Annotated in this window: 4 protein-coding genes; 3 read left to right on the top strand and 1 reads right to left on the bottom strand. The window is 48.3% G+C overall.

The annotated features are described in order from the left end of the window. The 3 genes from BZG79_RS13055 to BZG79_RS13045 form a co-directional block, all read left to right on the top strand. Positions 1 to 1,140, top strand: a 1,140-nt coding sequence (locus BZG79_RS13055; protein WP_199877835.1) for a hypothetical protein, incomplete at its 5' end; no start/stop codon positions are given. 119 nt (positions 1,141 to 1,259) lie between these two features. Next, positions 1,260 to 2,261 carry a response regulator gene (locus BZG79_RS13050; protein WP_077774611.1) on the top strand — a complete coding sequence of 334 codons (1,002 nt, stop codon included), beginning with the start codon at positions 1,260 to 1,262 and terminating at the stop codon, positions 2,259 to 2,261. Between the two features lie 4 nt (positions 2,262 to 2,265). Then, complete coding sequence (locus BZG79_RS13045; RefSeq protein WP_021023812.1) at positions 2,266 to 2,715, top strand: PAS domain-containing protein; 450 nt, start codon at positions 2,266 to 2,268, stop codon at positions 2,713 to 2,715. A gap of 98 nt (positions 2,716 to 2,813) precedes the next feature. On the opposite strand, the gene BZG79_RS13040 is transcribed toward BZG79_RS13045, so the two are convergent. After that, positions 2,814 to 3,422: GGDEF domain-containing protein (locus BZG79_RS13040; RefSeq protein ID WP_206779498.1), on the bottom strand; the 609-nt coding region annotated here is incomplete at its 5' end.

The following is a 3,422-nucleotide window of genomic DNA, read 5'->3' as shown; positions in this document are numbered from 1 at the left end:
ATTAGTAAGTTGGTGCAAAAGCGGATGGCGGCCGATCCTGCCTTATCAAGATTATTCACCACCACTGGCAAAGAGCCACAACAAACGTGTGGTGACTATAAAGATGCCACCGGACATCGCGGCATGGTGAGTTTAGCCAGTCTCCCTGTCTCCATTTTGGTCAATAGTTATGACTTAATGCGGATACGTGGCGTGGTCAGTGCTGACCGTTTCGTGACTACCGTCCAAGAGATGTTAGACATGGCACGCAGCCTTGCCGATGGTGAGGTCGCGCATATTCCCATGTTTGTAGGATTTCGTAATGCGGCGCTCACGAATTTGGCCGAACTCGATACCAAATGGGGCAGTGTACGGCGCTACACCCCGGGTATTGCTGAATATGTCTTACAAGCAGCGGGGCTAATGGCGCAGCGCCGGAATAATGGCTTTATGTTAGAGTCTGGCTACGCATTTGCGATCAACTTTGGCGACTTTCTTGAAGACGATGATTGGCCCGAGGAGGTTCTGGATGCCGAGGGCGAGCAGCAAACTACCGAGCTGAATATCATTTTATGCATGGCGCTTTGTTATCTTGGCCAACATAAGGCATTTGTCGCGCCAGAGTGGGTGTGGCGTATTGATCCCTTTTCATTGGACAACCGACGACAAGATTTTAGCACCGTAGCGGAAACCAGCGATCCTGTGGCAATTGGTGATGAAGACTTAGTGGATATTGAGCGTTGGAGCATGCTGGTGGATGATACCGATTCCAGCGGGATTCGATTGGCCATGTCTCGCCTCTATGCGGCAGCAAAAAAACCGGTCACACAAGATGCCTTGATGGATGTGATTATTGCGTTACGCAATATATTTGCTGCCAGTGAAGACATTGTCCCGATAAAAGCGGCGCTGACGCATATTGTCGAGCAAGAGACGGATCTTGCTATGATTGATCAGCTTGCCGAGGATTGGCGTGCCTTGTTAACTGGGGAGTTTGATGACGATCCTGAGACCATCCGTGAAAAAGTCTATCAATGCGTCCAGCTGTGTTTAACCTGTTTACGTCATTTCTACGTGCATGCCCCGATGCTGATGACTCGCCCCGACCGGCTGAGCTATCTGTGCGAACACGATGTCACGCAATCAAAGGTGAATCCTTAGCGATCTCAAAGAATCTCAGTGATTTTTACGGGTTCGACCTCATACCTGGCGAACTTGGTTTATGCTTACAGTGATCACGCTGCCATACTCTCAGCTAAGAAGTCGAAAAGGAGAGGCTTTTGACCAAACAAATATTGATCACCGATGAYTCTGCCCTGGCGCGCAAACAGCTATCTCGAACCTTGCCTCAAGACCTCGATGCTGACGTGCACTTTGCTGAAAACGGTAAAGTGGCACTCGACGTGCTTAACAGTCAGCCGATCGACATCATGTTTCTAGACTTGACCATGCCAGAATTAGACGGTTATCAAACGTTAGAGGCTATGCAAAAAGCGGGCATGACCACTCCGGTTGTGGTGGTGTCGGGTGATATCCAGCCATTAGCACAGCAGCAAGTGTTGGAGCGAGGCGCGAAAGACTTTGTTAAAAAGCCGATTAGTCGCGAGCGGGTCGATGCGTTAATCAAAGCCTATTTGCCTAATACATCCACTTTAGATACTCAGCGTGCGCAAACGTCGCACGAAAAACTGAGCCGTCGTGATATTTATATGGAAGTCGTGAACATTGCCATGGGCCAGGCGGCGGATAAACTCGCCCGGCACTGCGGTGTGTTTGTCCATATGCCTTTGCCACAAGTGAATGTGTTTGAGGTGACTGAATTAACCATGACGATTCGCCATTTGGCCCAGTCCAACACCATGAATGGGGTGTGCCAAGGCTTTAGCGGTGAAGGGATCGCTGGTGAAGCGCTGATGTTGATCAGTGACTCGAGTATTACGGAAATGATCCAACTGCTCGACTACCCAGACGACGGATCGGTGGATAATGAATTAGAGCTCCTTGTGGATGTGAGCAACATTTTAATCAGCGCTTTTCTCCGCGGACTGGGCGATCAGGCGGCATTAGAGTTTTCGCAAAGCTATCCGGCCTTACTTGGACAACATGCTGACGTTGACCAATTGATCTCGGCGATGAAGGGATCATGGAAGCGAACAGTGACCATTGAGGTCAGTTATCAGATTGATAGTACCGAGATAAAATGCGATCTTCTATTGCTGCTGTTGGATGAATCACTGCCGCTACTGGATGCCAAGTTAGCGTACCTGATGGATGAGGAGTAATGGAATGAGCACACAAGATTTTGATCAATTCCATTGGATGCTAGATATGGTGCAGCATATCGATATGGGATTAATCGTACTCGATCGCGATTTTCACATCCAAATGTGGAACGGATTTATGATCCACCATAGCGGTAAACATGCGAAAGATGTACAAGGCCGTTCGCTGTTCGACGTGTTTCCCGAGATCAATGCGTCCTGGTTTCGCGCCAAGTCTCAGCCGGTTTTCGAATTACGGTGTCGCAGTTTCATTGTTTGGCAACAGCGACCTTATTTGTTTCGCTGCCGTCATGTGCGCCCGATTACCGGACAGTTACCGTTTATGTACCAAAATATCACCATGCATCCGATGGCCAATACGCGTGGTGAAGTGAATCATATGTTTATTTCGATTCAAGATGTGACCAATGAGGCATTAGCAAGTCAAAGCCCTAAAGCTATAGCGTCATCATAGAGAAAGTACTGCGCGTCATCATAGCGAAAGTATTGGTTGCGACTCGGTTTTTTAGATAAGCCTTATTTGTGTTTTTGAGATAGAGCGAGCTTTTAACGTCAAATCGTGTCTCGTTTGGGATCACAGTACGCAAAAATGCCGCCGTTTAATGTCCTTTTTGCATAATACATGGCGGCGTCCGAGCAGCTTAATAACGACTCAAACGATTCACCATGTTCAGGGTAACAGGCAATACCTATGCTCGCTGAGAGTGTGACTTCTTGATTGTTATTGACATGAAAGGGCTGGCTTAAACCGGCAATTATTTTTTCAGCCACGCGCCCCGCGTCATCTGGATGGCTGGTGTATTCGAGCAATACGGCAAATTCATCGCCACCAAGGCGAGCAAGCGTATCAGAATTGCGAATACTACTACTCATGCGTTTTGTGGTTTCCACGAGTACGCTGTCACCTGCGTCATGGCCGTAGGTATCGTTWATTGCTTTAAAGCCGTCTAAATCAATAAAAAGTAAAGAAAAGTGCGCACCTTGCTGCCGAGCTTGGACCAGTGCTTGGTCGGCGCGTTGTTTGAATGCCATTCGATTGAGGGCACCTGTTAAGGTATCTGTATGGGCCATGTGTTCAAACTGCAGGTACAAACGCTTGGTTTCGTTAATATCCTGGTGTGTACCAACCATCCGGACTGGATTATGGCTCCGATCCCACTC

It is taken from the genome of Salinivibrio sp. MA427 (genome assembly GCF_001996115.1).
GTDB classification, from domain to species: Bacteria; Pseudomonadota; Gammaproteobacteria; order Enterobacterales; family Vibrionaceae; genus Salinivibrio; species Salinivibrio costicola.
Note: the sequence above shows the minus strand (reverse complement) of the source record. Positions and strands in the feature narration are given on the sequence as shown.